Here is a 22,298-nt window from a genome sequence, read left to right as displayed (position 1 = left end):
ATCGCGACTCAGGTTTCTGATCGCTGCAGACTTCCGAACCACTCAACGTCCGTAAAAAAGGAGAATCACATGGCACGTGCTGTTGGAATCGACCTCGGTACGACGAACTCCGTCGTCAGTGTCCTCGAGGGCGGCGAGCCGAAGGTCATCGCCAATGCCGAGGGCTTCCGCACCACCCCGTCGGTGGTCGCCTTCACCAAGGACGGCGAGGTGCTCGTCGGTGAGACCGCGAAGCGCCAGGCCGTCACGAACGTCGACCGCACCATCGCCTCGGTCAAGCGCCACATCGGCACCGACTGGTCGTTCGACGTCGACGGCAAGAAGTGGACGCCGCAGGAGATCTCCGCGCGCATCCTCATGAAGCTCAAGCGCGACGCCGAGTCGTACCTGGGCGACACCGTGACCGACGCGGTCATCACGGTCCCTGCGTACTTCAACGACGCCGAGCGTCAGGCCACCAAGGAGGCCGGCGAGATCTCGGGTCTCAACGTGCTCCGCATCATCAACGAGCCCACCGCCGCGGCTCTCGCCTACGGCCTCGACAAGGGCAAGGAAGACGAGCTCATCCTGGTCTTCGACCTGGGTGGCGGCACGTTCGACGTCTCCCTCCTCGAGGTGGGCAAGGACGACGACTTCTCCACGATCCAGGTGCGCGCCACCGCGGGTGACAACCGCCTCGGCGGCGACGACTGGGACCAGCGCGTCGTCGACTACCTGATCTCGCAGTTCAAGTCCACGACCGGTGTCGACGTCTCGGGCGACAAGATCGCCCTCCAGCGCCTCAAGGAGGCCGCGGAGCAGGCGAAGAAGGAGCTCTCGAGCTCGACCAGCACGAGCATCAACCTGCCGTACCTGTCGCTCACCGACTCGGGCCCCGTCTCGCTCAGCGAGACCATCACCCGCGCCAAGTTCGAGGACCTCACGAAGGACCTGCTCGACCGCACCAAGAAGCCGTTCGAGGACGTCATCCGCGAGGCCGGCATCAAGGTGTCCGAGATCGACCACATCGTCCTGGTCGGCGGATCGACCCGTATGCCCGCCGTCGCCGAGCTCGTCAAGCGCGAGACCGGCAAGGAAGCCAACAAGGGCGTCAACCCGGATGAGGTCGTCGCCGTCGGCGCCGCTCTCCAGGCCGGCGTGCTGAAGGGCGAGCGCAAGGACGTCCTGCTGATCGACGTCACCCCGCTGAGCCTGGGTATCGAGACCAAGGGCGGCATGATGACCAAGCTCATCGACCGCAACACCGCGATCCCGACCAAGCGCAGCGAGACCTTCACCACGGCCGACGACAACCAGCCGTCCGTCGCGATCCAGGTCTTCCAGGGCGAGCGCGAGTTCACCCGCGACAACAAGCCGCTCGGCACCTTCGAGCTCACCGGCATCGCCCCGGCGCCGCGGGGCATCCCGCAGGTCGAGGTGACCTTCGACATCGACGCCAACGGCATCGTGCACGTGTCCGCCAAGGACAAGGGCACCGGCAAGGAGCAGTCGATGACGATCACCGGCGGCTCGTCGCTGTCGAAGGACGACATCGAGCGCATGGTGCGCGAGGCCGAGGAGAACGCGGCCGAGGACAAGAAGCGCCGTGAGGCCGCCGAGGTCCGCAACCAGGCCGAGACCCTCGCCTACTCGATCGACAAGCTGATCAAGGACAACGAGGAGAAGCTCCCCGCCGACGTCAAGGAATCGGTCCAGGCCGACGTGGACGCCCTCAAGACGGCCCTCGCCGGAGACGACGACGAGGCCGTGAAGACCGCGTTCGACAAGCTGAACGAGTCGCAGGGCAAGCTCGGCGAAGCGATCTACGCGCAGTCGCAGGCGGATGCCGCGGCCGGCGCACCGACGACCGACGGCGAAGCGCCCGCGGCCGACGAGACCTCCTCGGATGAGGATGTCATCGACGCCGAGGTCGTGGACGACGAGGACGAGAAGAAGTAACCATGACGGACAAGAACTTCGACAGCCAAGATTCGGTTCCTGAGCCTGACGAAGGACGCAGCGAGGGGTCGGATGCTCAGGCATCCGGCCCCGCGCCGCAGAACCCGGATTCCACCGAGGCCGCAGCGGCCGAGGGCTCTGACGAGATGCCCGACGAGGGCGCCGAAGACCTCACGGTCGACGACATCCTCGGCGCGACGCAGACCGGCGAGGCCGCGGCGGAGGACGCCGTGCTCGCCGACCTCGAGTCGACGCTGCTGAACGACCTCAAGCGCCTCCAGGCCGAGTACGCGAACTACCGTCGCCGCACCGAGGAGCAGCGCCAGATCGAGATCGAGCGGGCGAAGGGCGAGGCCGTGAAGGGCCTCATCCCGGTGCTCGACGACTTCGACCGTGCCGCCCAGCACGGCGACCTCGTCGACGGCACGCCGTTCGCGGCGATCGCCGTCAAGGTGCGCGCCGTCGTGGAGCGCCTCGGCGTCGTCTCGTACGGCGCGGCGGGCGAGGACTTCGACCCTCAGCGCCACGAGGCGATCTTCCAGCAGCCGACTCCCGGCGCGGAGAAGGCGACGATCCTCGAGGTCGTCGAGGTGGGTTACCGCCTGGGCGACGTCGAGCTCCGCCCCGCGAAGGTCGTCGTCGCTGTTCCGGCCGCGTAGGCAGGTGATCAGTGGCTAGCCAGGACTGGTTCGACAAGGACTTCTACAAGACCCTCGGGGTCTCGAAGGATGTCACTCCCGCCGAGCTGAAGAAGACCTATCGCAAGCTCGCCCGCAAGTACCACCCGGATTCGAACCCGGGGGATGCCGCGGCCGAGGCGACCTTCAAGGAGATCAGCGAGGCCTACTCGGTGCTCAACGATGCCGAGCAGCGCAAGGAGTACGACGAGATCCGCGCCATGGGCTCGGGCGCCCGCTTCACGGCGGGTGGCTCGGGCTCGGGCGGGTTCGAAGACGTCTTCAGCCGCTACGGCCAGAGCCGGGGCGGGCAGTCGGCCGACTTCGAGGACATCTTCGCGATGTTCAACCAGGGGCAGGGCGGTGCCTTCGGCTCCGGCCGTTTCGGGCAGACGTCGGGTGGCTTCCGCGGCTACGGCGGTCCGCAGCGCGGAGCCGATGTCACGGCGCGCACCACGCTCGACTTCGTCACCGCGGTGCAGGGTGAGACGATCACGCTGCAGGGCGACGACGGCAAGCCGTTCAAGGTGAAGATCCCCGCGGGCGTGGCCGACGGCCAGAAGATCCGTCTGCGCGGTCGCGGGCGTCCGTCTCCGGACGGGGGAGACCGGGGGGACATCGTGGTGCAGATCACGGTGCGCCCGCATCCGGTCTTCACCCGTGACGGGCTCAACCTGCGGCTGACCGTTCCCGTGACCTTCACCGAGGCCACGCTCGGCGCCACGATCGAGGTGCCGACGCTCAGCGGCGACACCGTCAAGCTGCGCGTCGCCCCCGGCACCCCCTCCGGGCGGGTGCTGCGGGTCAAGGGGCGCGGCGTCGTGACCGCCAAGGGGACCGGCGACCTGCTCGCCGAGCTCCAGGTCGCGGTGCCCTCGCACCTCGACGACGCCGCGCGGGAGGCGCTCGAGAAGTTCCAGTCGCTCGAGCCCGCCGAGAACCCCCGCGCCGAGCTCATGGCGAAGGCGCGTCGCTGATGAACGCCACCGGCACGCCGTCGGTTCCCGGACGCCCGGGGGCCGACGGTGGTCGTTCGGGGGCCGAGGGAGATCGCGCATGAACGCCGATTCTCCGATGTTCGCGATCGCCGCGGCGGCCGAGCTCGCCGGCATGCATCCGCAGACCCTGCGGCAGTACGACCGCATCGGCCTGGTCGTGCCCGGGCGCACGACCGGCGGCTCTCGTCGCTATTCGCCCCGCGACATCGAACAGCTGCGCGAGGTCGCTCAGCTGTCGGCCGCGGGGGTCAGCCTGCCCGCGATCGCCCGGGTCCTCGATCTCGAGGACGAGAACCGGGCGCTGCGCGCACGCGTCGCCGAACTCGAGGCCGCTGTCCGCGCGGAGCGGGAGAACCGTCCCGGGGTGCGCGTGTTCGCCGCGGGATCCTCCGGCGTCGTGCCGATGCCGAGCGGGCGACGCCTCCGCCGCGCGACCGAGGTCGTGCTGTGGAGGCCGCGCGGGGACTGAGATCCACCGCGGTGTGTATCCTGTCAACTGTTAACAGGAGGTCACCGTGACGCAGAGCGTGAAGCGTGGAGAGTCCCTCGGTGCCCAGGTGGCCCGAGTGCTGAGGCAGCGCATCGTGCGCGGCGAGCTCGCGCCGGGTGCGCGCATCACCGAGGAAGCGCTGGCCGAGGAGTTCGCCGTGAGCCGCGGCCCGATCCGCGATGCCCTCACGCAACTGAGCTTCGAGAAGCTGGTCGAGGTGCAGCGCCCCCGGGGCGTCTACATCGTCGGCCTGTCGCCGGATGACGTCGAGCAGCTCTACAGTCTGCGCGGGGCGCTCGAGCAGCTCGCCCTGTCCCGCGCCATGCGCGTCGAGGACGACGCGCGCTGGGCGCCGATGGCTGCGGCGGTCGCGCGGATGGGGAGCGCGGCGGACGACGGCGATCATGCCGCGTTCGTGACCGCGGACCTCGAGTTCCATTCGCAGATCTACGCCCTGGCGGATCACCCGCGGCTCGAGGGGGCGTGGAACCAGTACCTCCCCACCTTCACCGCGCTCCTCGACGTCACGATCAACCACGACGACGATCTGCACGAGTCGTCCGACGATCACCGCAGGCTTCTTGACGTGATGCGCACCGGAACGGCCGAGGAGGCCGCGGGCGTGCTGGCCTCGCACCTCGACGGTGCCCGCGACCGGATGCTCAGCGAGATCACCGCGCCGCGGTGACTGCATCCCCTCCTGTCCGCGCGCGCATCGTGCGACAGGCGGGGCGATGCGCGCAAGTGTTGACTGTTAACAGTCAACACTGCTAGCCTCAAGGCGTCGACAACACGGTCGACCCACGTAGAGGAGCAAAGATGCCCCGCAAGCGCATCACCCGGGCGGCCGCCGCGATCGCCGCCCTCGCAGCCACCGCACTCGTCCTCTCGGCCTGCACCAAGGTCGAGGAGAACGAGGAAGCCGCGTCGACGTTCCCCGAGAGCGACATCCGCCTCATCATCCAGGCCAACCCCGGTGGCGGCTCCGACCTCTCGTCGCGTGCCCTCGCCTCCGAGCTCGAGAAGATCCTCGGCGTCAGCATCATCCCCGAGAACATGCCCGGTGCCGCCGGCGCCCTCGCGATGGAGTACGTCGGCGCGCAGGACCCCGACGGCTACGTCATCGGCTTCGCGCCGGTCGAGATCGCGATGCTCAACACCACGCAGGGCGCGAACGTGCTCCCGGAGAACTTCGATCTGCTCGGTCAGATCATGCTGGCCCCCGGCGTCATCACGGTCGGCGCGAACAGCGGTATCGAGAGCCTCGAAGACCTGGTCGCCCAGGCCGAGTCCGGTGCCGTGACGGTCGCCAACTCCGGCGCGGGCTCGATCTGGGAGGCCGCGACCATCGGCCTCGGCGACGCCACCGACGCCGCCTTCACCCCGGTGCCCTACGACGGCGGTGCGACCGCGGTCGCCGCGGCCGCCTCCGGCGAGACCGTCGCCGCCGTCTCCGGCCTCGGCGAAGCGCTCGCGCAGGGCGAGGCCGTGCGCATCCTCGCGGTCATGAACGACGAGCGCCACCCCGACGCGGAAGACGTGCCGACCGTGGAAGAAGCCATCGGCGATGACGTCGTCTTCGGCGGCTGGGGCGGGATCTACGCCCCGAAGGGTCTGCCCGACGACGTGAAGGCGGCTCTCGAGAGCGCCGTCGAGGAAGCCGTCGAGTCCGACACGTACCAGCAGTTCCAGGAGGACGCCGGCAACCTGGTCGTGTACCGCGACTCCGCCGAGTGGACCACCTTCGTCGACGAGCAGTTCACCCTGTTCCAGGACCTCCTGGGCTGAGCAGGCCCGGTCGAGAACGCCGCGGGGCCGGGCTCATCACCGGCCCCGCAGCGCTTTCCCCCCCCTCTCAGGACACGGAAGGAGCATCATGTCGACCTCCGCAGCAGACGGCGTCGTCGAGACCGACGGCCACCAGGCCGCCCCCGCATCGCGCGGCATCGAAATCGCGTTCGGCGTCGTGGCCCTCGCCTTCACGACCGGCTACCTCTTCCTCGCCACGCAGATCCCCCTGCGCCGCGAGGCCGCCCCGGGCCAGATCGACGCCCGGTTCTGGCCGCTGGTGATCGCCGTCACCGCGGTCGTCATCTCCCTCGCCATCCTCGCGCTCGCCCTCACCCGACCGGCGCCCGGCCGCGAAGACCTCGAGCGCATCCAGCCCGGAGGCGTCCTCCGCGTCATCGCCACGCTCGTGATCGCCTGCGTCTTCATCGCCGTGTGGTCTCTGGGCAGCCTCATCCTGTTCGGCTACCGCATCGAGGTCTTCCCCGTCGCGTGCGCCGTGCTGATGGCATCCCTCATGCTCGTCTACGGCCACCGCCGCTGGCTGAGCCTGATCATCTACTCCGCCTCCGTCACGGCGTTCGTCTACGTCGTGTTCGGGATGCTCCTGAGGATTCCCCTGTGAACGCGCTCATGGAGGGGCTGAACTCGCTCCTCGACATCTCGATCCTGCTCTACATGCTGGTCGGCCTCCTGCTCGGCTTCATGGTGGGCGCCTTCCCCGGCATCACCGCCACCATGGCCGTCGCCCTCGCGGCCGGCTTCACCCTGACGCTCGAACCGGTCCAGGGGCTCGCGGTCCTGCTGACCATCTACGTCGCCGCCAACTTCGGCGATCGGGTGCCCTCGATCCTGATCAACACCCCGGGAACGCCGGCCTCGATCGCCACCACTCTCGACGGCTATCCGATGGCGAAGCAGGGGCGGGCCGGCCTCGCCCTGACGATCTCCGCGATCGTGTCGGCCGTCGGCATCCTGGCCTCGCTCGTGCTCTTCGCGGTCGCCGCCGTGCCGATCGCCAGCTTCGCCCGCGACTACTTCAAGTCGCCCGAGCTGTTCGCCCTCGTCGTCTTCGGCATCTCGATCATGATCGGCATCTCGTCGAAGTCGATGCTCAAGGGCATCCTCGCCGGACTCTTCGGCCTCATGCTCGGCACGGTCGGCACCTACGCCGCGACCGCCGATCAGCGCTTCACATTCGGCGTGCTCGAACTCGTCGAAGGTGTCAACTTCATCGCCGTGATCATCGGCCTGTTCGGCATCGCCGAGCTGTTCGACCAGCTGCTCACGCACCGGAAGTCGCACGTGCGGCCCATCTCGAGCCTCGGCCGCTGGTGGCCGAACCGGGCGGAGCTGAAGCAGAGCGGCCGCGCCACCGCGGTCGGCGGTGCCGTCGGACTCGGCGTCGGACTCATCCCCGCGGCCGGCGGCGACATCGCCGGTCTCATCGGATGGGAGCGGGCACGAAAGGTGTCGAAGCACCCGGAGATGTTCGGCAAGGGGTCGATCGAGGGCGTCGCGGCCTCGGACACGGCCTCCAGCGCCACGCTCGGCGGATCGCTCACGACGACCATGGCGCTGGGCATCCCCGGCGACTCGGTCATGGCGGTCATGATCGGCTCGATGATCATCTGGGGCATCACCCCCGGCCCGACGCTGTTCACGAACCGGCCGGACCTGGTGGTCTCGATCGTCGGCATCATGCTGGTCGCGACGATCCTGTCGCTCGTGCTGAGCCTGATCCGCATGAAGGGCATGGTCAAGCTGCTCGACGTGCCGCAGCCGTACCTGTGGAGCGGCATCCTGATCTTCTGCATCATCGGCACCTATGCCACCTCGAACAGCCTCTCCACCGTCGTCACGATGCTGGTGTTCGGTGTCGTCGGGGTGCTGCTCAAGCGTCTGCAGGTGCCGGCCGGTCCGGTCGTGCTCGGCCTGCTCCTCGGCCCGCTCGCGGAGGAGAATCTCGCCCGTACGCTGGCGATCCTCCCGACGCGTCCGTTCTTCGAGGTCGTCAGCCCCATCGCGCTGATCCTGCTGGCCCTCGCCGTGCTGTCGATCGTGATGCCGGCGATCCGCGCGGCCCGCAAGCCCCGCGCCGAGCGGACGTCGCTGGCCGACTCGATCCTGCGCGAGGACAGCCTCGCGCAGATCGAGAAGGCGCACGACGAGCTCGCCGCGAACCCCGATCTGCTCACCTCGACGGTGCGCAACGTCGACACCTCAGCCCGCGCGACCCGCAGGGCGCGCCGGGACCAGCGCAAGAACTCCAAGGAGAACGAGAAGTGACCCGTTACGACATCCTGACCGCCGTCCCCACCGCGTTCCACCGCGACGGGAGCCTCGACCTCGAGGGCTCGCGGGCGATCTTCCGCTTCGTCGGACAGTCGGGCAACGAGGGTGCCTTCATCCTCGGCACCACGGGCGAGTTCCCCGCCGTCGACGTGGCCGAGTTCACCGCACTCGTGGGTGCGGCGATCGACGAGCTCGCCGACCGCATGCGCGTGATCGTGCACGTCGGCCAGCCGAGCACGTTCGAGGCCGTGCGGCTCGTGGAGATCGCGAAGGGGCTCGGCGCGACCGAGTTCGCCGCCCTCACCCCGTACTACCTGAAGTCGACCGAGGACGCGATCTTCGACTACTTCCAGGCGGTGTCGGATGCCGTGGGCGACGGGCGTCTGTACGTGTACATCTACCCGGCGCGCAGCGGCAACACGGTCTCGCCCGAGCTCCTGGTGCGGCTGTCCGCTCTGCCGAACGTGGTGGGAGCCAAGCTCAGCGAGCTGTCGCTCGACGAGATCGCGGCGTACCGTGCCGCCGTCCCGGCCGACTTCGACCTGTACACGGGTGCCGACCGCGACCTCATCGCCGCGGTCGACGCGGGCGCGCAGGGCGTCGTGTCGGGGGTCTCCTCGGTGACCCCGAAGCCCTTCCGTGCGCTGGCGGATGCCGGCCGCTCGGGCGATGCGTCGGCGATCGCCGCCGCGCAGACGGCCGTGGACGACGTGGTGTCGCTGATCGGCGGGGACATGGCCCGCATGAAGGAGGCGTACCGTGTGCTCGACGTGGTCGATGCGTACTGCCGCATGGCGATCGCCGAGCCGACCGACGCCGAGCGCGCCGCGGTGGCGCAGGTGGTCGCCGCGAACCGCTGACGCATTCTCCTTCCGACGAGGCGCGGAGCAGGCCCTGAGCCTGCTCCGCGCCTTTCTTCGTGCGCGCGTCGAGGGGGCGGATACGTCCGCGCCAAGGGTTTCATCGTCACAAAATAATTACGTAACCATTTTCTCTTGACTCCGCGCAAACAGGCGGGCTACGGTTGCGAAATCGGTTTCACGCATCCCTCGTGAAGAACCGACCGCATCGTCGCAGAAGGCTTGCTGCCCAAAGGAGTGAACAGTGAAGTTGATCCATGCACACCCATCCCGCCGTACCCGTGCGCTGAGGGTCGTCGGCATCGCCGCCGTCTCCGCGATCGCCCTCGCCGGATGCTCCGCGGGGAGCGACTCCGGAGACGCCGGGGCCGCTGCCGGCGGAGAGCTCACGTTCTCCAACTGGCAGTTCCTCGAAGACGGCAAGGGCCCGATCATCTGGGATGCCGTGAAGGGCTACACCGGCCCGAACGACGACATCGAGCTGACCAAGGTCGAGATCCCGTTCGCGAACTACGCCGACAAGCTCAGCACCGAACTCGGCGCCGGCGGCGGACCCGACGTCATGGTCCTGCAGGACAGCCAGTTCGCGTCGCTCGTCGACGCCGGCGTGCTGGAGCCGCTCGACGACATCGCCGACGAACTCGGCGACAGCCTCAACGCCACGAACGAGGCCGGCTTCTTCCAGGACGGTCAGTACGGCTTCAACTGGGAGCGCCCGACCTACAACACGGTGATCTACAACAAGGACGTCTTCGCCCAGCTCGACCTCGAGGTCCCGACCACGTTCGAGGAGTTCCTCACCACGGCCGAGACCATCCAGGCCGAGCTCGGCATCGCCGGCTGGGCCGGTCGTCATCAGACCGCGGAGATCGACGGCTGGACGCTCGAGATGGCCAACTGGATCTACGGCTTCGGCGGCGAGCTCAGCGACGGCGAGGCGCTCACGATCGACAAGGCCGAGAACGTCGAGGCCGTCGAGGCGTTCCTGGAGACCTTCGAGTCGGGTGTCGCGCCGATCGGCGACGACGCGTCGACCTTCCGCGCCAAGTTCGGTCAGGGCCAGGTCGGCATGCTGTTCGAGAACTCGGGCGTCGCGACGACCATCACCAGCAACCCCGACAACGTCATCACCGGCGAGAACATGGGCGCGGCACCGCTGCCGCTCGCCAACGCCGGATCGAACTCGCAGCTCATCATCGCGGTCAATGCGAACAGCGACAACGTCGAGGCCGCGAAGGACTTCGTGCGGTGGATCCTCGGCGATGAGGGCCAGACCGCGATCCGCGCCGGTCTCGGTGCCTCCGCCATGGCCACCGACGTCGAGCCCGATGCCGAGTTCCTGGCGGCGAACCCCTGGGCCACGCAGTTCCTCGAGGCCGCGAAGACCTCGAAATCGACGCTGGTCGAGGGCTTCGAGACCGAGAGCAAGCCGATCTGGCGCGAGGTGCTGACCGCGGTCGAGGACCTGCGCGTCAACGGCGGCGACGTCGAGACCAAGCTCGGCGAAGTGCAGAAGGCGCTCGAGGCCGAACTCGGCTGAGCTCCCGAGGGGCGGGATCCCCATCCCGCCCCTCACGCCTCGCTCACCCCGTCGCTCACCGCGTCGCCCCCTCTGAAAGGACCTCCGCATGGCCACCCGCACCCTCGAGGCGCCCCGTTCGACGCCTCGCGCTGCCCCGCCGAAGCGGCCACGCGGCAGTGGAGCCGTCGGGCGCTTCGTCGAGCGCAACGGCGCCTACCTCTTCCTCTTCCCGGCGGTCGTGTATCTCGCGATCTTCACGGTCTTCCCGCTGATCCGCGGCCTGATGCTGTCGTTCACCGCGACCAAGCTCGTCAACCCCGCGGGTGGCCGGCCGGTCGGCGCCGAGAACTACGAGTACCTGCTCGCGAGCGACAAGTTCTGGACCTCGGTCGTCACGACCCTGCTGTACACGCTCTTCACGGTGCTGTTCTCCGTCGGCATCGGCACGGCGGGTGCGCTGCTGCTGAACACCGCCTTCAAGGGGCGGGGCATCATCCGCGCGATCGCCACCATCCCGTGGGCCGTGCCCACCGTGGCCGCCGCCCTCATCTTCGTGTGGATCTACAACAACGAGCAGGGCATCCTCAACCGCACCACATCGGCGCTCGGCATGGGCCAGCACGGATGGCTGGTCGACCCGCAGTACGGACTCTTCGCGGTGACGCTCGCCACGGTCTGGAAACTCACCCCGCTCGTGATGCTGGTGATGCTGAGCGCGCTGCAGAGCGTGCCCCAGGAGTTGCGCGAGGCGACCTGGGTCGACGGCGCCACGCGGTTCCAGTCCTTCCTCGCGGTCACGCTGCCGCACCTCATGCCCACGCTGCGCGTGATCACCCTGCTCATGACGATCTGGTCGATCCGTCGCTTCGAGATCATCTTCCTCATCACCGGCGGCGGTCCGCTCGACGTCACCAACACGCTGGTCGTGAACGTCTACCGCACGGCCTTCCAGGACCAGAACCTCGGCCGTGCCGCCGCGATCGGCGCCCTCGGACTGGTGCTGTCGCTGCTGGTCACCGTCGTGTACTTCATCGTCGAGCAGATCCAGGAACGTCAGGAGAGCCAGCGATGACCACCGTGCGCATCCCCACTGATCTCCCGCGTCGCCGAGGCGTCGGCGCCCGGTTCGGCAGTCTCGGCAAGGCCGTGCTCATCACGCTGCTCGTGGTGTTCGCCGGGTTCCCCGTCTACTGGATGCTGGGCACCTCGCTCGGCACCGAGGCGTCGCTGTACCGCGACGGGCAGCCCCTGATCCCGGAGTTCCAGAACATCGGGCAGTGGGGCGGCTTCCTCTCCGACATCCCGATCTTCCGCTGGCTCGGCAACTCGTTCGTGATCGCGGCGGGCACCACGATCCTCAGCCTGGTGCTCGCGACCATGGCCGCCTACGCGCTCAGCCGCTACCGGTTCCACGGCCGTGGGGTCGCCGGCTTCCTCTTCTTCAGCACCCAGATGCTGCCCGAGGCGCTCATCATCGTGCCGCTGTACGCGATCTTCGCGGGCGCCGGTCTGCTGAACAGCCACTGGGGTCTGGTCCTCGCCGACACCGCGTTCGTGATGCCGGTGGCGATGTTCATCATCAAGAGCGGGATCGACAAGATCCCCTATGAGATCGAGGAGTCGGCGCGCATCGACGGCTGCTCCCGGCTGCGCATCCTCACCACGATCGTGCTGCCGCTGATCATGCCGAGCATCGCTGCCGCCGCGGTCATCGCGTTCTTCGACGGCTGGAACGAGTTCATGTTCGCGAACACCTTCATCTCGTCGTCCGAGCTGTGGCCGGCCTCCGTCGGACTGTCGTCGTTCCTGGGTCAGTTCTACACGCCCATGAACGTCGTGATGTTCTGCGCGCTGCTGTTCGCACTGCCGGCGATCATCTTCTTCCTGTGGGCGCAGCGGGGCATCGTCTCCGGCCTCACCGCAGGATCCGTCAAGGGCTGAACGCCCTGCAATCTGGAGTACTCACACATGTCTGAAGGTCTCGACCCGCTCTTCTCCGTGCGGGACAAGGTGGTCGTCGTCACCGGCGGCTTCGGCCAGATCGGGGCGGAGTTCGTCCGCTCGCTGCACGCACGCGGGGCCCGCGTCGCCGTCACCTCCCGCCGCGAGGTTCCCGACCCCGCCGCCCGGCTCGGCCTCGACGACCCGGAGGGGAGACTGCTCGCGCTCGCGATGGACATCACCGATCAGGCGAGCGTGGATGCCGGCTTCGACCGGGTCCTCGCGACCTGGGGCGTGCCCACCGTCGTCGTCAACAACGCCGGGATCGACACGCAGCCCAGCGCCCCGCCCGAGGTGTCGGGTCCGTTCGAGGAGTTCCCGGTCGAGGTGTTCCGCGAGGTCGTCGACACCAACCTCGTCGGCACCTTCCTCGTCACGCAGGCCGCGGGGCGCCGCATGCGGGATGCCGGCGTGGGCGGCTCGATCGTGAACGTGGGCTCGATCTACGGCATGGTCTCGCCCGTGCAGGACATCTACGCGTACAAGGCCGAGGACACCGGCATCCCGTTCATCAAGCCGGTCGCCTACTCGGCGGCGAAGTCGGGCCTGTACAACCTGACGCGCTACTGCGCCACGTACTGGGGTCGTGCCGGCATCCGGGTGAACACGCTCACCCCCTCCGGTGTGCGTCGCGACACGCAGGATGCGAAGTTCCAGGCGAACTACATCGAGCGGATGCCGATCGGACGCATGGCGGAAGCCGACGAGTACAACGGCGCGCTGCTGTTCCTCGCCTCCGAGGCGTCGACCTACATGACCGGCTCCAACCTCGTGGTGGACGGCGGGTGGACCGCATGGTGACCGACCTGCTCGGCGACCGCCTGTTCACGGCGGCCGTCACCCCGATGCGCGGTGATGAATCCGTCGACCACGACGCGCTCGCGACCCTGCTCGACAGCGACGTCCGCCGCGGGGTCGAGGGGCTGTACGTCTGCGGCTCGTCGGGGGAGGGCGTGCTGCTGTCGGAGGCCGAGCGCATCGCCGTCGCGGAGACCGCGGTGGTCGCGGCGTCCGGTCGGGTGCCCGTCGTGTCGCACGTCGGCGCGATGTCGACCGGTGAGGCGATCCGCATCGCCGCCGCGGCGAAGGATGCCGGTGTCTCGGCGATCTCGATGATCCCGCCGCTGTACTACGGCTATGCGACGTCCGATGTCGTGCGCCACTTCCGCTCCGTGATCGATGCGGTCGACCTGCCGTTCGTGCTCTACAACATCCCGCAGTTCACCGGTCGCGACATCTCGGAGGGCGGGTTCGAGGAGCTGCTCGCGCTGCCTCGGGTGATCGGCGTGAAGCACACCTCGCGCAACCTCTACGGCGCGGAGCGCGTCCTCCGCCGGTATCCCGAGGTGACCCTGATCAACGGGTTCGACGAGTTCTACCTCCCGGCGCTCTCGATCGGCGCGCGCGGAGCGATCGGCACCACCGTCAGCCTGCAGATCGACCTGTTCCTCTCGCTGCGGCGGCGGTTCGCGCGGGGTGACCTCGCGGGTACGCGTGCGGTGCAGGTGCGCATCAACGACACGGTCGAGGGCATGGTCGAGGTCGGGGTGTTCGGTGCCGCCAAGTACCTCGGCGGGAAGAACTGCGTCCCGCTCGGGGATTGCCGTGCCCCACTGCCGAGGCTCGACGACGAGGGCCGGCAGCGTCTGGATGCCGTGTTCGTCCGGCTGCAGGAGCACATCGCCGTCACGGCAGAGGAAGACGCGCGCGTCGGCTGAGCCGCCCGCGGTCGCGTGATCGTGCGGTCGTCCGAAGACGCGAGTCGCGTCAGCGAGGATCGCCCGCGTCGAGGTGCGCTTCCCAGGTCCAGGCGGCGTCCGGGCGGGTGGAGACGCGGGCGGTGCTCGCCTCGAGTTCCCGGATGTAGGCGGGCACCGAGATCGGGATCGGGGCGCTGAACACGGTCTGCGCGGTCAGCCGGGTGTCGAGGGACTCGAGCGAGCGGGCGACGGTGGTGAAGACCTCGGCGAGGAGTTCGATCGAGGCGATCGTGGTCGTCGTGGTGCTGCCGCGCACGTGCCCCGCGAGGGCGTCGGGTGCCGACGCCCCGGGGGCCGTCGTGATGGCCCAGCGAGCATCGGTGAGGCGGTCGTGCAGGGACACGAGCGGGTGGAGATGGCGGGCGATGTCGGCCTGCGCGGCGGCGGTGAGGATGCCGGCGAGATCCGCCCGCGTGAAGACGTCGAGCCGTCGCCAGAGGGGCTGATGCGCCTGCGGGGGTGTACCGGCGAGCGCGAGGATGTTCCCGAGGGCGTCCTTGATCTTCGTCGCCGAGGCGGCGACCGTGGTCCGTGCTCGTGCGAGCCGTTCGTCGGTATCGCCGACTGCTGCGTGCGACTCCGTCTCCATGTCTCCAGCATGTCAGATCCGATGCCCGGCCCTCGCGACGATCCGGGTCGTCCGCGGGCCGACATCGGCGGGATCTCAGACTTCTTCGACCGAGAAGCGGAACGCGGCTCCCTGACGGAACGGCTCGATGAGCTCGATGTTCTCGTATGCGGGTCCGCCGGGGATCGCCGAGGCACTGGCCCAGTACGTCCCGCGGGCGTTGACCGACGCCACGAGCTGTGGGTGCGGATCGTCGGACCGCCAGGTCTGCACCGCGCGACGGCCGAGGAAGCGCCAGTGCCCGGCTGTGTCCGCCGCGTAGTCGACCGACCAGGGGTCTGTCTCGTCGCCGGTCGCGCTCACGATCGCGGCATGGCCGTCGCGGACGAGATCGGCGAGGGCGAAGCGCCGGTGTGTGGTGAACGCCGTGCCGGTGAAGCCGGGCCACAGCTCGTCAGGCGTGACGATCCGATCAACGAGATGCAGGCAGCGCAGCCGAGCCCAGTTGCCCATCGTGGCGCTGAGCACCAGGTGGGCGAGCGGCGCCGATGCCGCATTGGCGAAACCGGCGACCTCGACCTCGTGCGGATGGTCGGCGAAGAACCGCACCCGGACGCGCACCTCGGAGCCGTTGTCGAACCGCTCGACGCCGATCCACACGGTCAGGGTCTCGACGCCGTCGATGAGCGCGATCACGCCGCGCGCCGGAGCGCCCGTGATGCCGGATTCCGCGGCCTCCGCTGCATCCGCCGACCAGAGCCGCTTGCCCTGCGCGCCCGGATCGAGCGTGCTCTGCTCCAGCTCGGAGTAGCCGCGTTCGACGGCCCCTCGGGGGATCGGCTCGACTGCGATGAAGTTCACCAGACGCTCGCGCGGATGATCGAGGTACGGGGCGAAGATGCGGAGCAGTCCGCGCGGCCCGGGGATGGGCGGAATGCCGAGCTGCAGACCGTTCGGATGCCCCCAGCGGGGCTCGGCGGAGACATCGCCGGAGGGGCGCAGCCATCGCTCGGCGGCAGAGTCGGACATGCGTGAGACCCTAGTGCGTTGAAATCGATTTCGCTAGGTTCGAGAGCATCGCCACTGCTGATCGAGGAGGATCATGCGACCCGTCACCCCCAACCCTCGCCGTGCCGCCGCCGTCGCGGCAGCCCTCTCCCTGGTCGTCGCGCTCGCCGCCTGCGCGGACGATGCGAGCGTGAGCGTCGACCCGGATCCGGACAAGCCGTTCGTGCTGGAAGGTGTCTCGAACCTCACCGAGATCGCGCAGCTGACCGGCCCCGATGCCATGAACGACACGGCCGCCGTCTCGGTCGCCGGCACCGATCTCGGCTCCATGGTCAATGTCGGCGACAGGACCCTCTTCCTGTTCGGCGACACCTTCGGCGAGCGAGACCCGGAGTCCATCGGAGGCCAGGGCGGATTCTGGAGGTCGAACGTCGCGGCGTGGACCACGGACGACGACCCTCGCGACGGCATCGCGTTCGACGGCTGGGTGGAGGACGACACCGGTCTCGCCGCGGCGCTGATCGAGGGGGATCATGACGCGAACGGCGCGGGAGGCGAGGTCACCAAGATCCCGACCTACGGCTTCACGGTCGGCGACACGATCTACGTGGCGTACATGTCGGTGCGCTTCTGGGGAGCGGCCGGCGCCTGGGATGCCAATCATGCCGCGCTCATCGCGTCGCGCGACGGCGGGGAGACGTGGGACCGGGTCGACGATGTCGAATGGCCGGGGGACTCCGGTTTCGTGCAGGTCGCGACCGTGCAGGTCGCCGAAGGCGGGGAGGACTGGATCTACTTCTGGACCATCCCCGCGGGCCGTTTCGGCGGCGTGCAGCTCATGCGGGTGCGGGCGGCGGAGGAGGCGGTGGAAGACCCTTCCGCCTACTCGTACTTCGCAGGGGTCGAGGGGGAGGAGCCGCAGTGGAGTGCGGAGATGGCGGATGCCGAGACGATCGTCCCGGGCACGATCGGTGAACTGTCGGTGATGTGGTCGACGTATCTCGAGCGCTGGGTCATGACGTACTCGGACGCGGGGAGTGCCTACATCCGGGAGGGGATCACGCCGTGGGGACCGTGGGGCGAGTCGCACGAACTCGTGTCGGGCGCCGAGTATCCGGGGCTGTATTCGCCGTACCTGAATCCCCGATACGTGACGGAGGACGGGCGCCGCATCCACTTCACGCTGTCGCTGTGGGGCCCGTACAACGTGTTCTGGTTCTCCGCCGATCTGGAGCGCGTCGGCGGGTAGACGCCCGCAGAGATCCCTTGCGCATGAAATCGATTTCGCCTACTCTGGCGCATACCCGGTCACCGAAGACCGACAGCAGGGCGCTTGTCCTTCGGTGGAGGCCGAACACACAGCAGTGACTCGATGAGGAGTCCGTTCCTGAGGAGGAACCCATGAGAATCAGCACTCGTACGCGAAGGGCCGCGATCGCCGCCGTCGGCGCGATCACGGTCGGCACGATGCTCGCCGCCTGCGGCTCGGGCACACCGGGAGAATCGGCTGAAGGCGAGGGCGGGGAAGCCGGCGTCACGACGATCCAGTTCTGGCACCGCACCTTCACCCCGGTCGAGAACGAGTGGTACGCCGGGATCGTGAAGAAGTTCAACGAATCCCAGGACGAGATCAAGGTCGTCGACACCGAGGTGCCCGCCGATGCCTGGGATCAGAAGATGAAGGCCGCACAGGCGGCAGGCAAGGCTCCCGACATCTACACGCACTCCGGCAGCATCCAGGACGCGGTGTCGGCGGGGCAGCTGCACGAGCTCGACTCGATCGTTCCCGAAGACGCGCTGGGCGAGATCATCGACGCGGCCAAGCCCGTCTCCGAGGTGGACGGCACGCACTACGCCTACCCGCTGCTGCTCGAGCCCCAGGCCGTGCTGTTCTGGAACAAGGATCTGCTGGACGCCGCCGGTGTCGACTCCGAGACCGGACCCCAGTCCTGGGACGAGCTCATCGCTGCCTGCGCCAAGATCCAGCCGACCCTGTCGGACGGCCAGTACTGCATCTCGCCGGCGCAGGATGCCGGCACCTTCGCCTGGTCGACGGTGGGCCAGCAGTTCAACTTCGCCGGTCACACGGCGCTGAACGACGACTGGACCTCGGCTGACATCGACGACGACGGCTACCGGTCGCTGATGGAGCAGTACAAGACTCTCTGGGATGAGGGCTACATGCCCAAGCAGCCCCTCGCCGCCTACGTCGAGGCCAAGGACTACGGCGAGGAGAAGGTCGCCTTCAAGGTGTCGGGCTCGTGGATGATGTCGGAGGTCGGATCGGACTACCCGGATCTCCTGGCCAAGACCGGCATCGGCGCCTTCCCGAACGCGAGCGACGCCGACGGACGCTCGGCGACCACGCTGGGCAACTTCAAGTGGGTCGTCGACGCGAAGTCCAAGGCTCCCGAAGCGGCGGGGGAGTTCCTCTCCTGGGCGATCGCCGGTGACGCCGAGAACCTCGTCCCGTTCTTCGTCGACACGCAGTTCACCAAGGTCCCCGTCCGGCAGTCGGTGCAGGATGCCGTCGCCGCGACCGACGGCGCCGCCGATGCCCCGTGGTCGTCGGTGATCGTGGATGACATCGCCCCGACGGCCATCCCGGAGCCGCGCTACCCGTGGGATGTCTCGCTCGCGGTCGGCACCGCGATGGAGTCCGTGATGAAGGGCTCGGCCTCGGTGGACGATGCGATCGCGACCGCCAACGATGCGATCAAGACCGTGATCGACCGTGAGGGCCTCGCCGACAAGGCACCCAAGGACTGACGCCGCGCGATCGGGGGCCGGTGCAGGGCCGGCCCCCGAGCGAGTGCGTCCGCGAAGAACGAGAGAACGGGTGACGACGATGGTCGACAGGGCAGTCGCAACGCAGCGGCGGGTGGTGAAGCAACGAGAGGACCGATATCGGTACCGGGACGGGCGAGTGGCCTACCTCTTCCTCCTCCCGGTCATCGTCCTCCTCGGCATCTTCGTCATCTGGCCGGCGATCTACGCGGGATACCTCTCGTTCCAGGACTGGAGTTTCTACAAGGAGCCCGAGTTCGTGGGGTGGAAGAACTTCGTCGACGTGACCAGCGATCGGCTGTTCTGGGCATCCGTCGGTCGCGGGTTCGTCTTCGTGCTGATGACGGTCCCGCCGATGCTGCTGCTGGCCTTCCTGTTCGCCAGTCTCGTGGTGAGCGTCTCGCGGAGGTTCGCCAGCTTCCTCAAGGTGAGCATCTACATCCCGACGATCATCTCCTCCGTGATCACGTCGATCATCTTCGTGCTGATCTACGACTATTCGGGGGGACTGCTGAACTGGTTCCTCAAGATCTTCGGCATCGACCCGATCGCCTGGATCGGCGACCCCGCGTGGGCGCTGCTGGCGATCGCCGTGCCCGCCATCTGGCTGGGCATGGGTCTGACCTCGCTGATCATGGTCGCCGCGATGGTCGACATCCCGCAGGAGTACTACGAGGCGGCGGCGATGGAGGGGGCGAACTGGTGGCAGAAGACCGCGTACATCACGCTCCCGCAGATGAAGAACATCATCCTCTACCTGCTCATCACCGGCTTCGTGGCGGCGATCCAGCAGTTCGAGCTGCCCCTCGTGATGACGCAGGGCGGTCCCCTGGATTCCACGACCCTGCCGAACCTGTTCATCTTCAACCACTTCCGCAACGACATCAACGTCGGGTACTCGATCGCCGCCGCCCTGGTGATGTTCGTGGTGCTGGGCACGGTGTCCGCCATCGTCTTCAAGTTCGTGAACTCCGAGAGGCTGGTGGACTGAGATGGTCGCCGTCATGCCCCCAGACGCCACCCGCACGATCGTGCTCGCCGGCAAGGAGCCGCCCGCCCGTGCTCGCCTCCCGCGGACACCCGGATCCTGGGCGACGATCATCGCGAAGTTCCTCGCCGGCGGGATCTTCCTCATCGCCGCGCTGTTCCCCCTCGCCTGGATGCTCATCGCCGGCTTCAAGTCGAAGACCGAGGTCATCCAGACACCGTTCCAGTTCTTCCCGGAGGTATGGCGCTGGGAGAACTACACGCAGATCCTCGCCGACCCGACCTTCACCCGCACGATGCTGTGGACCTTCGGGGGAGCGGTGCTGTTCACGTTCCTGAGCCTCACCGTCAACTCGCTCGCCGCCTACGCCTTCGCCCGGCTGGACTTCCGGTTCAAGCGCACGCTGTGGGTGGCCGTCATCACCACGATGTTCATCCCCGGGATGACGATCCTGCTGACGAGCTTCATCGTGGTCACGCGCCTGTCGATGCTCGACACCCTCGCGGTGCTCGTGATCCCGGGTGTCGCGAGCGCGGGTGTCGTGTTCTTCATCCGGCAGTTCTACCTGAACATCCCGGCGAGCCTGGAAGAGGCGGCGATGCTCGACGGGTGCGGGCGGTTCGCGATCTTCTTCCGCATCTTCCTGCCGCTGTCGAAGCCGCCGTTCGTGGTGATGGGGATCACCTCGTTCCTGGCCTACTGGAACTCGTACGTGTGGCCGATCCTGACCATCACGACGCCCGAGCGCTTCGTGGTGCAGCAGTACCTGGCCACGTTCCGCTCCGAGCGATCGACCGAGCTGGGGCTGCTGATGGCGGGCTCCGTGCTGGCGGCGGCGCCCGTGATCATCCTGTTCCTCATCTTCCAGCGCCAGATCATCGGCAACATCAAGATGGCAGGTCTCAAGTAGGTCGAAAGTCACGCAGTACCGAGAGGAGAGGTCGATGGAGACCGAGAACACGCACGGACCCCGCATCACTCGACGAGGCGTCCTGCAGGGCGCGGTGGCAGCGGCGGGAGCGGCGCTCTTCGCCTCGACCGCGGCGCCCGCCCCCGCCGCCGCGGCCGGACTCACGGTGTCGCGGATCAAGGTCCTCGCGGGAACCCAGAGTCCGGTGCAGTACGGGATCGGGGCGACCGACCTCGGCATCCCGGCGCGCACGCCGGACGGGCGGATGCTGTTCCTGTTCGGCGACACCTGGGCGGACGGCGTGGGCGGTGCGAACTGGCGCTCGCCGGTGGCGCTGTACTCGTCGACGACGAACCTCGCCGCCGGTGTCACGTTCAACGGCTGCGGCGGAGCCGGCGCGAACACGCAGGGCACGGCCCCTCAGCTCTGGTACTACCCGCACGATGCGTACTTCACCACTGTGATCCCTTCGGACGTCATCACCATCGGGTCCCGCATGTACCTGCACGCGATCGTCAACGGACCGAACTTCGGTGCGGTGCGGTGGACGGAGCTCTGGAAGTCCGACGACAGCGGCGCGACGTGGCAGCACACCGGACTGCAGTTCCCGGCCGACATGGCCGGCGGAAAGTTCCAGTGCATCACGTGGGGTCTGGGCAGCGACGGCTATGTGTACATCTACGGCACCGGGTTCCAGCGCGACAAGGGCATCGTGCTCTACCGGGTGCCGTCGAACAGCATGACGACGCTCTCGGCCTACCAGCCGTGGGGCTTCGCGAACGGCTCGTGGGGGTGGGGCAAGCCGGTCACCGAGGTGCTCTCCGGCGGTTTCGGAGAGATGTGCCTGCGGCCGCTGGGCGGCAAGTGGATCCTCACCTGGTTCAACGCGCCGGCGTACCGGATCGACGCGATGGTGCTGAACACCCCGACCGACAACCTGTACACCGCGACCAAGACCACGCTGCTGTCCGGAACGGAATGGGGGACCGAGGATGCCTCGCACGTCGCCCAGCTCTACGGCGGGTACATCATCCCCGGTTCGACGCTGTCGGACCTCCACCTGAGCGTGAGCCAGTGGCACACCGGGAACAACAGCGTCTACCACTCCGAGCAGTTCCGGGTGCAGGGGCTCGTCTGAGGGGAGACGAACGAGACCGCACTCAGGAGACGGAAAACTCCGCTTCCTAGCGTGGGGTCAGGGAACGCCCCTGCCCCGCGCCTGGCGCGCGGTGTCCTGCCACGAAGGAACACCTCCTCATGACGAACACCACCCGCCCCTCCGCCTCCGTGTCGCTGGGGCTCCTCGTCCTGCGCATCGTGGTCGGTGCGATCTTCGCCGCCCACGGCGCGCAGAAGGTCTTCGAGTTCACCCTGCCCGGCACGATCGGCAGCTTCGAGGGCATGGGGGTGCCCCTGCCGGAGATCGCCGCCCCCGTCGTCGCGTTCGTCGAGCTCATCGGCGGCATCCTGCTGATCGTCGGCTTCCTGACGCGTCCGGTCGCCATCCTGCTCGCGATCGACATGCTCGTCGCCCTCGTCCTCGTGCACCTGCCCGCGGGACTGTGGGTCGGCGACGGCGGCTACGAGTTCGTCGCCGTCCTGGGAGCCGTGGCGCTCGCGCTCGTCTTCACCGGTGCGGGGCGTTTCTCGCTCGACCGCGCCCTGCTGCGCGGTCGAGCACCCGCCTGGCTCCGCTGACCGACCGCTC

The 22,298-nt window shown here is 68.2% G+C and carries 22 protein-coding genes; 20 read left to right on the top strand and 2 right to left on the bottom strand.

Annotation, left to right across the window (positions count from 1 at the left end; translation table 11 throughout):
* Positions 1-69: 69 nt before the first annotated feature.
* From dnaK to ACWA14_RS14855, 14 genes are all read left to right on the top strand, one after another.
* Positions 70-1,938 carry a molecular chaperone DnaK gene (gene dnaK / locus ACWA14_RS14920; protein WP_463795079.1) on the top strand — a complete coding sequence of 623 codons (1,869 nt, stop codon included), beginning with the start codon at positions 70-72 and terminating at the stop codon, positions 1,936-1,938.
* Between the two features lie 2 nt (positions 1,939-1,940).
* The gene (locus ACWA14_RS14915) at positions 1,941-2,597 is read left to right on the top strand and encodes a nucleotide exchange factor GrpE (RefSeq protein WP_463795078.1); all 657 of its coding nucleotides are present in this window, start codon (positions 1,941-1,943) and stop codon (positions 2,595-2,597) included.
* 11 nt (positions 2,598-2,608) lie between these two features.
* Positions 2,609-3,592 (top strand): DnaJ C-terminal domain-containing protein, encoded by a 984-nt coding sequence (locus ACWA14_RS14910; RefSeq protein WP_463795076.1) that lies wholly within the window; start codon positions 2,609-2,611, stop codon positions 3,590-3,592.
* 79 nt (positions 3,593-3,671) lie between these two features.
* A complete protein-coding gene (locus tag ACWA14_RS14905) occupies positions 3,672-4,082 on the top strand; it encodes a heat shock protein transcriptional repressor HspR (RefSeq protein ID WP_463795073.1) in 411 nt (136 codons plus the stop codon).
* A 46-nt stretch (positions 4,083-4,128) separates the two neighbouring features.
* Positions 4,129-4,791 carry a GntR family transcriptional regulator gene (locus ACWA14_RS14900; protein ID WP_463795071.1) on the top strand — a complete coding sequence of 221 codons (663 nt, stop codon included), beginning with the start codon at positions 4,129-4,131 and terminating at the stop codon, positions 4,789-4,791.
* Positions 4,792-4,922: 131 nt separating this feature from the next.
* Complete coding sequence (locus ACWA14_RS14895; RefSeq protein ID WP_463795069.1) at positions 4,923-5,891, top strand: tripartite tricarboxylate transporter substrate binding protein; 969 nt, start codon at positions 4,923-4,925, stop codon at positions 5,889-5,891.
* A gap of 88 nt (positions 5,892-5,979) precedes the next feature.
* Positions 5,980-6,516 carry a tripartite tricarboxylate transporter TctB family protein gene (locus ACWA14_RS14890; RefSeq protein WP_463795066.1) on the top strand — a complete coding sequence of 179 codons (537 nt, stop codon included), beginning with the start codon at positions 5,980-5,982 and terminating at the stop codon, positions 6,514-6,516.
* A complete protein-coding gene (locus tag ACWA14_RS14885) occupies positions 6,513-8,180 on the top strand; it encodes a tripartite tricarboxylate transporter permease (RefSeq protein ID WP_463795063.1) in 1,668 nt (555 codons plus the stop codon). The genes ACWA14_RS14890 and ACWA14_RS14885 overlap by 4 nt, the downstream gene beginning before the upstream one ends.
* On the top strand, positions 8,177-9,046 hold the full coding sequence (locus tag ACWA14_RS14880) for a dihydrodipicolinate synthase family protein (RefSeq protein WP_463795061.1): 870 nt from the start codon (positions 8,177-8,179) through the stop codon (positions 9,044-9,046). The genes ACWA14_RS14885 and ACWA14_RS14880 overlap by 4 nt, the downstream gene beginning before the upstream one ends.
* 244 nt (positions 9,047-9,290) lie before the next feature.
* A complete protein-coding gene (locus ACWA14_RS14875) occupies positions 9,291-10,586 on the top strand; it encodes an ABC transporter substrate-binding protein (protein WP_463795059.1) in 1,296 nt (431 codons plus the stop codon).
* Between the two features lie 88 nt (positions 10,587-10,674).
* The gene (locus ACWA14_RS14870) at positions 10,675-11,640 is read left to right on the top strand and encodes a carbohydrate ABC transporter permease (RefSeq protein ID WP_463795056.1); all 966 of its coding nucleotides are present in this window, start codon (positions 10,675-10,677) and stop codon (positions 11,638-11,640) included.
* The gene (locus ACWA14_RS14865) at positions 11,637-12,509 is read left to right on the top strand and encodes a carbohydrate ABC transporter permease (protein ID WP_463795052.1); all 873 of its coding nucleotides are present in this window, start codon (positions 11,637-11,639) and stop codon (positions 12,507-12,509) included. Before ACWA14_RS14870 ends, ACWA14_RS14865 begins: the two co-directional genes overlap by 4 nt.
* A gap of 27 nt (positions 12,510-12,536) precedes the next feature.
* The gene (locus tag ACWA14_RS14860) at positions 12,537-13,370 is read left to right on the top strand and encodes an SDR family oxidoreductase (protein ID WP_463795049.1); all 834 of its coding nucleotides are present in this window, start codon (positions 12,537-12,539) and stop codon (positions 13,368-13,370) included.
* Positions 13,364-14,287, top strand: coding sequence for a dihydrodipicolinate synthase family protein (locus ACWA14_RS14855; protein WP_463795047.1), 924 nt, complete (start codon positions 13,364-13,366; stop codon positions 14,285-14,287). The genes ACWA14_RS14860 and ACWA14_RS14855 overlap by 7 nt, the downstream gene beginning before the upstream one ends.
* A 49-nt stretch (positions 14,288-14,336) precedes the next feature.
* Here the strand turns inward: ACWA14_RS14855 and ACWA14_RS14850 are convergent, their stop codons facing one another.
* Entirely contained in the window at positions 14,337-14,918 is a 582-nt protein-coding gene (locus tag ACWA14_RS14850; RefSeq protein WP_463795045.1) for a hypothetical protein, read from the bottom strand.
* A gap of 75 nt (positions 14,919-14,993) precedes the next feature.
* Positions 14,994-15,926 (bottom strand): hypothetical protein, encoded by a 933-nt coding sequence (locus ACWA14_RS14845; protein ID WP_463795042.1) that lies wholly within the window; start codon positions 15,924-15,926, stop codon positions 14,994-14,996.
* A 73-nt stretch (positions 15,927-15,999) separates the two neighbouring features.
* On the opposite strand from ACWA14_RS14845, the gene ACWA14_RS14840 reads away from it, so the two are divergent.
* The 6 genes from ACWA14_RS14840 (at position 16,000) to ACWA14_RS14815 (ending at position 22,288) form a co-directional block, all read left to right on the top strand.
* Positions 16,000-17,154, top strand: a complete 1,155-nt coding sequence (locus ACWA14_RS14840; protein ID WP_463795039.1) for a DUF4185 domain-containing protein — start codon at positions 16,000-16,002, stop codon at positions 17,152-17,154.
* A 152-nt stretch (positions 17,155-17,306) separates the two neighbouring features.
* Positions 17,307-18,674 (top strand): ABC transporter substrate-binding protein, encoded by a 1,368-nt coding sequence (locus ACWA14_RS14835; protein ID WP_463795036.1) that lies wholly within the window; start codon positions 17,307-17,309, stop codon positions 18,672-18,674.
* A gap of 157 nt (positions 18,675-18,831) precedes the next feature.
* Positions 18,832-19,683, top strand: coding sequence for a carbohydrate ABC transporter permease (locus tag ACWA14_RS14830; protein WP_463795032.1), 852 nt, complete (start codon positions 18,832-18,834; stop codon positions 19,681-19,683).
* Positions 19,684-19,696: 13 nt separating this feature from the next.
* Positions 19,697-20,590 carry a carbohydrate ABC transporter permease gene (locus ACWA14_RS14825; protein WP_463795030.1) on the top strand — a complete coding sequence of 298 codons (894 nt, stop codon included), beginning with the start codon at positions 19,697-19,699 and terminating at the stop codon, positions 20,588-20,590.
* Between the two features lie 34 nt (positions 20,591-20,624).
* Positions 20,625-21,728, top strand: coding sequence for a DUF4185 domain-containing protein (locus tag ACWA14_RS14820; protein ID WP_463795028.1), 1,104 nt, complete (start codon positions 20,625-20,627; stop codon positions 21,726-21,728).
* Between the two features lie 119 nt (positions 21,729-21,847).
* Positions 21,848-22,288, top strand: a complete 441-nt coding sequence (locus ACWA14_RS14815; protein WP_463795024.1) for a DoxX family protein — start codon at positions 21,848-21,850, stop codon at positions 22,286-22,288.
* Positions 22,289-22,298 lie beyond the last annotated feature (10 nt).

The sequence above is a fragment of the Microbacterium sp. TW_SC_2 genome, assembly GCF_055361165.1.
This window is presented reverse-complemented; position numbering and strand designations above follow the sequence as displayed.

Excerpts from the sequence above, each read along its gene's own strand:
- dnaK (WP_463795079.1), top strand. The coding sequence starts at position 70 with ATGGCACGTGCTGTTGGAATCGACCTCGGTACGACGAACTCCGTCGTC.
- ACWA14_RS14915 (WP_463795078.1), top strand. The coding sequence starts at position 1,941 with ATGACGGACAAGAACTTCGACAGCCAAGATTCGGTTCCTGAGCCTGAC.
- ACWA14_RS14905 (WP_463795073.1), top strand. The coding sequence starts at position 3,672 with ATGAACGCCGATTCTCCGATGTTCGCGATCGCCGCGGCGGCCGAGCTC.
- ACWA14_RS14895 (WP_463795069.1), top strand. The coding sequence starts at position 4,923 with ATGCCCCGCAAGCGCATCACCCGGGCGGCCGCCGCGATCGCCGCCCTC.
- ACWA14_RS14890 (WP_463795066.1), top strand. The coding sequence starts at position 5,980 with ATGTCGACCTCCGCAGCAGACGGCGTCGTCGAGACCGACGGCCACCAG.
- ACWA14_RS14870 (WP_463795056.1), top strand. The coding sequence starts at position 10,675 with ATGGCCACCCGCACCCTCGAGGCGCCCCGTTCGACGCCTCGCGCTGCC.
- ACWA14_RS14865 (WP_463795052.1), top strand. The coding sequence starts at position 11,637 with ATGACCACCGTGCGCATCCCCACTGATCTCCCGCGTCGCCGAGGCGTC.
- ACWA14_RS14860 (WP_463795049.1), top strand. The coding sequence starts at position 12,537 with ATGTCTGAAGGTCTCGACCCGCTCTTCTCCGTGCGGGACAAGGTGGTC.
- ACWA14_RS14855 (WP_463795047.1), top strand. The coding sequence starts at position 13,364 with ATGGTGACCGACCTGCTCGGCGACCGCCTGTTCACGGCGGCCGTCACC.
- ACWA14_RS14850 (WP_463795045.1), bottom strand. The coding sequence starts at position 14,918 with ATGGAGACGGAGTCGCACGCAGCAGTCGGCGATACCGACGAACGGCTC.
- ACWA14_RS14845 (WP_463795042.1), bottom strand. The coding sequence starts at position 15,926 with ATGTCCGACTCTGCCGCCGAGCGATGGCTGCGCCCCTCCGGCGATGTC.
- ACWA14_RS14840 (WP_463795039.1), top strand. The coding sequence starts at position 16,000 with ATGCGACCCGTCACCCCCAACCCTCGCCGTGCCGCCGCCGTCGCGGCA.
- ACWA14_RS14835 (WP_463795036.1), top strand. The coding sequence starts at position 17,307 with ATGAGAATCAGCACTCGTACGCGAAGGGCCGCGATCGCCGCCGTCGGC.
- ACWA14_RS14825 (WP_463795030.1), top strand. The coding sequence starts at position 19,697 with ATGCCCCCAGACGCCACCCGCACGATCGTGCTCGCCGGCAAGGAGCCG.
- ACWA14_RS14820 (WP_463795028.1), top strand. The coding sequence starts at position 20,625 with ATGGAGACCGAGAACACGCACGGACCCCGCATCACTCGACGAGGCGTC.
- ACWA14_RS14815 (WP_463795024.1), top strand. The coding sequence starts at position 21,848 with ATGACGAACACCACCCGCCCCTCCGCCTCCGTGTCGCTGGGGCTCCTC.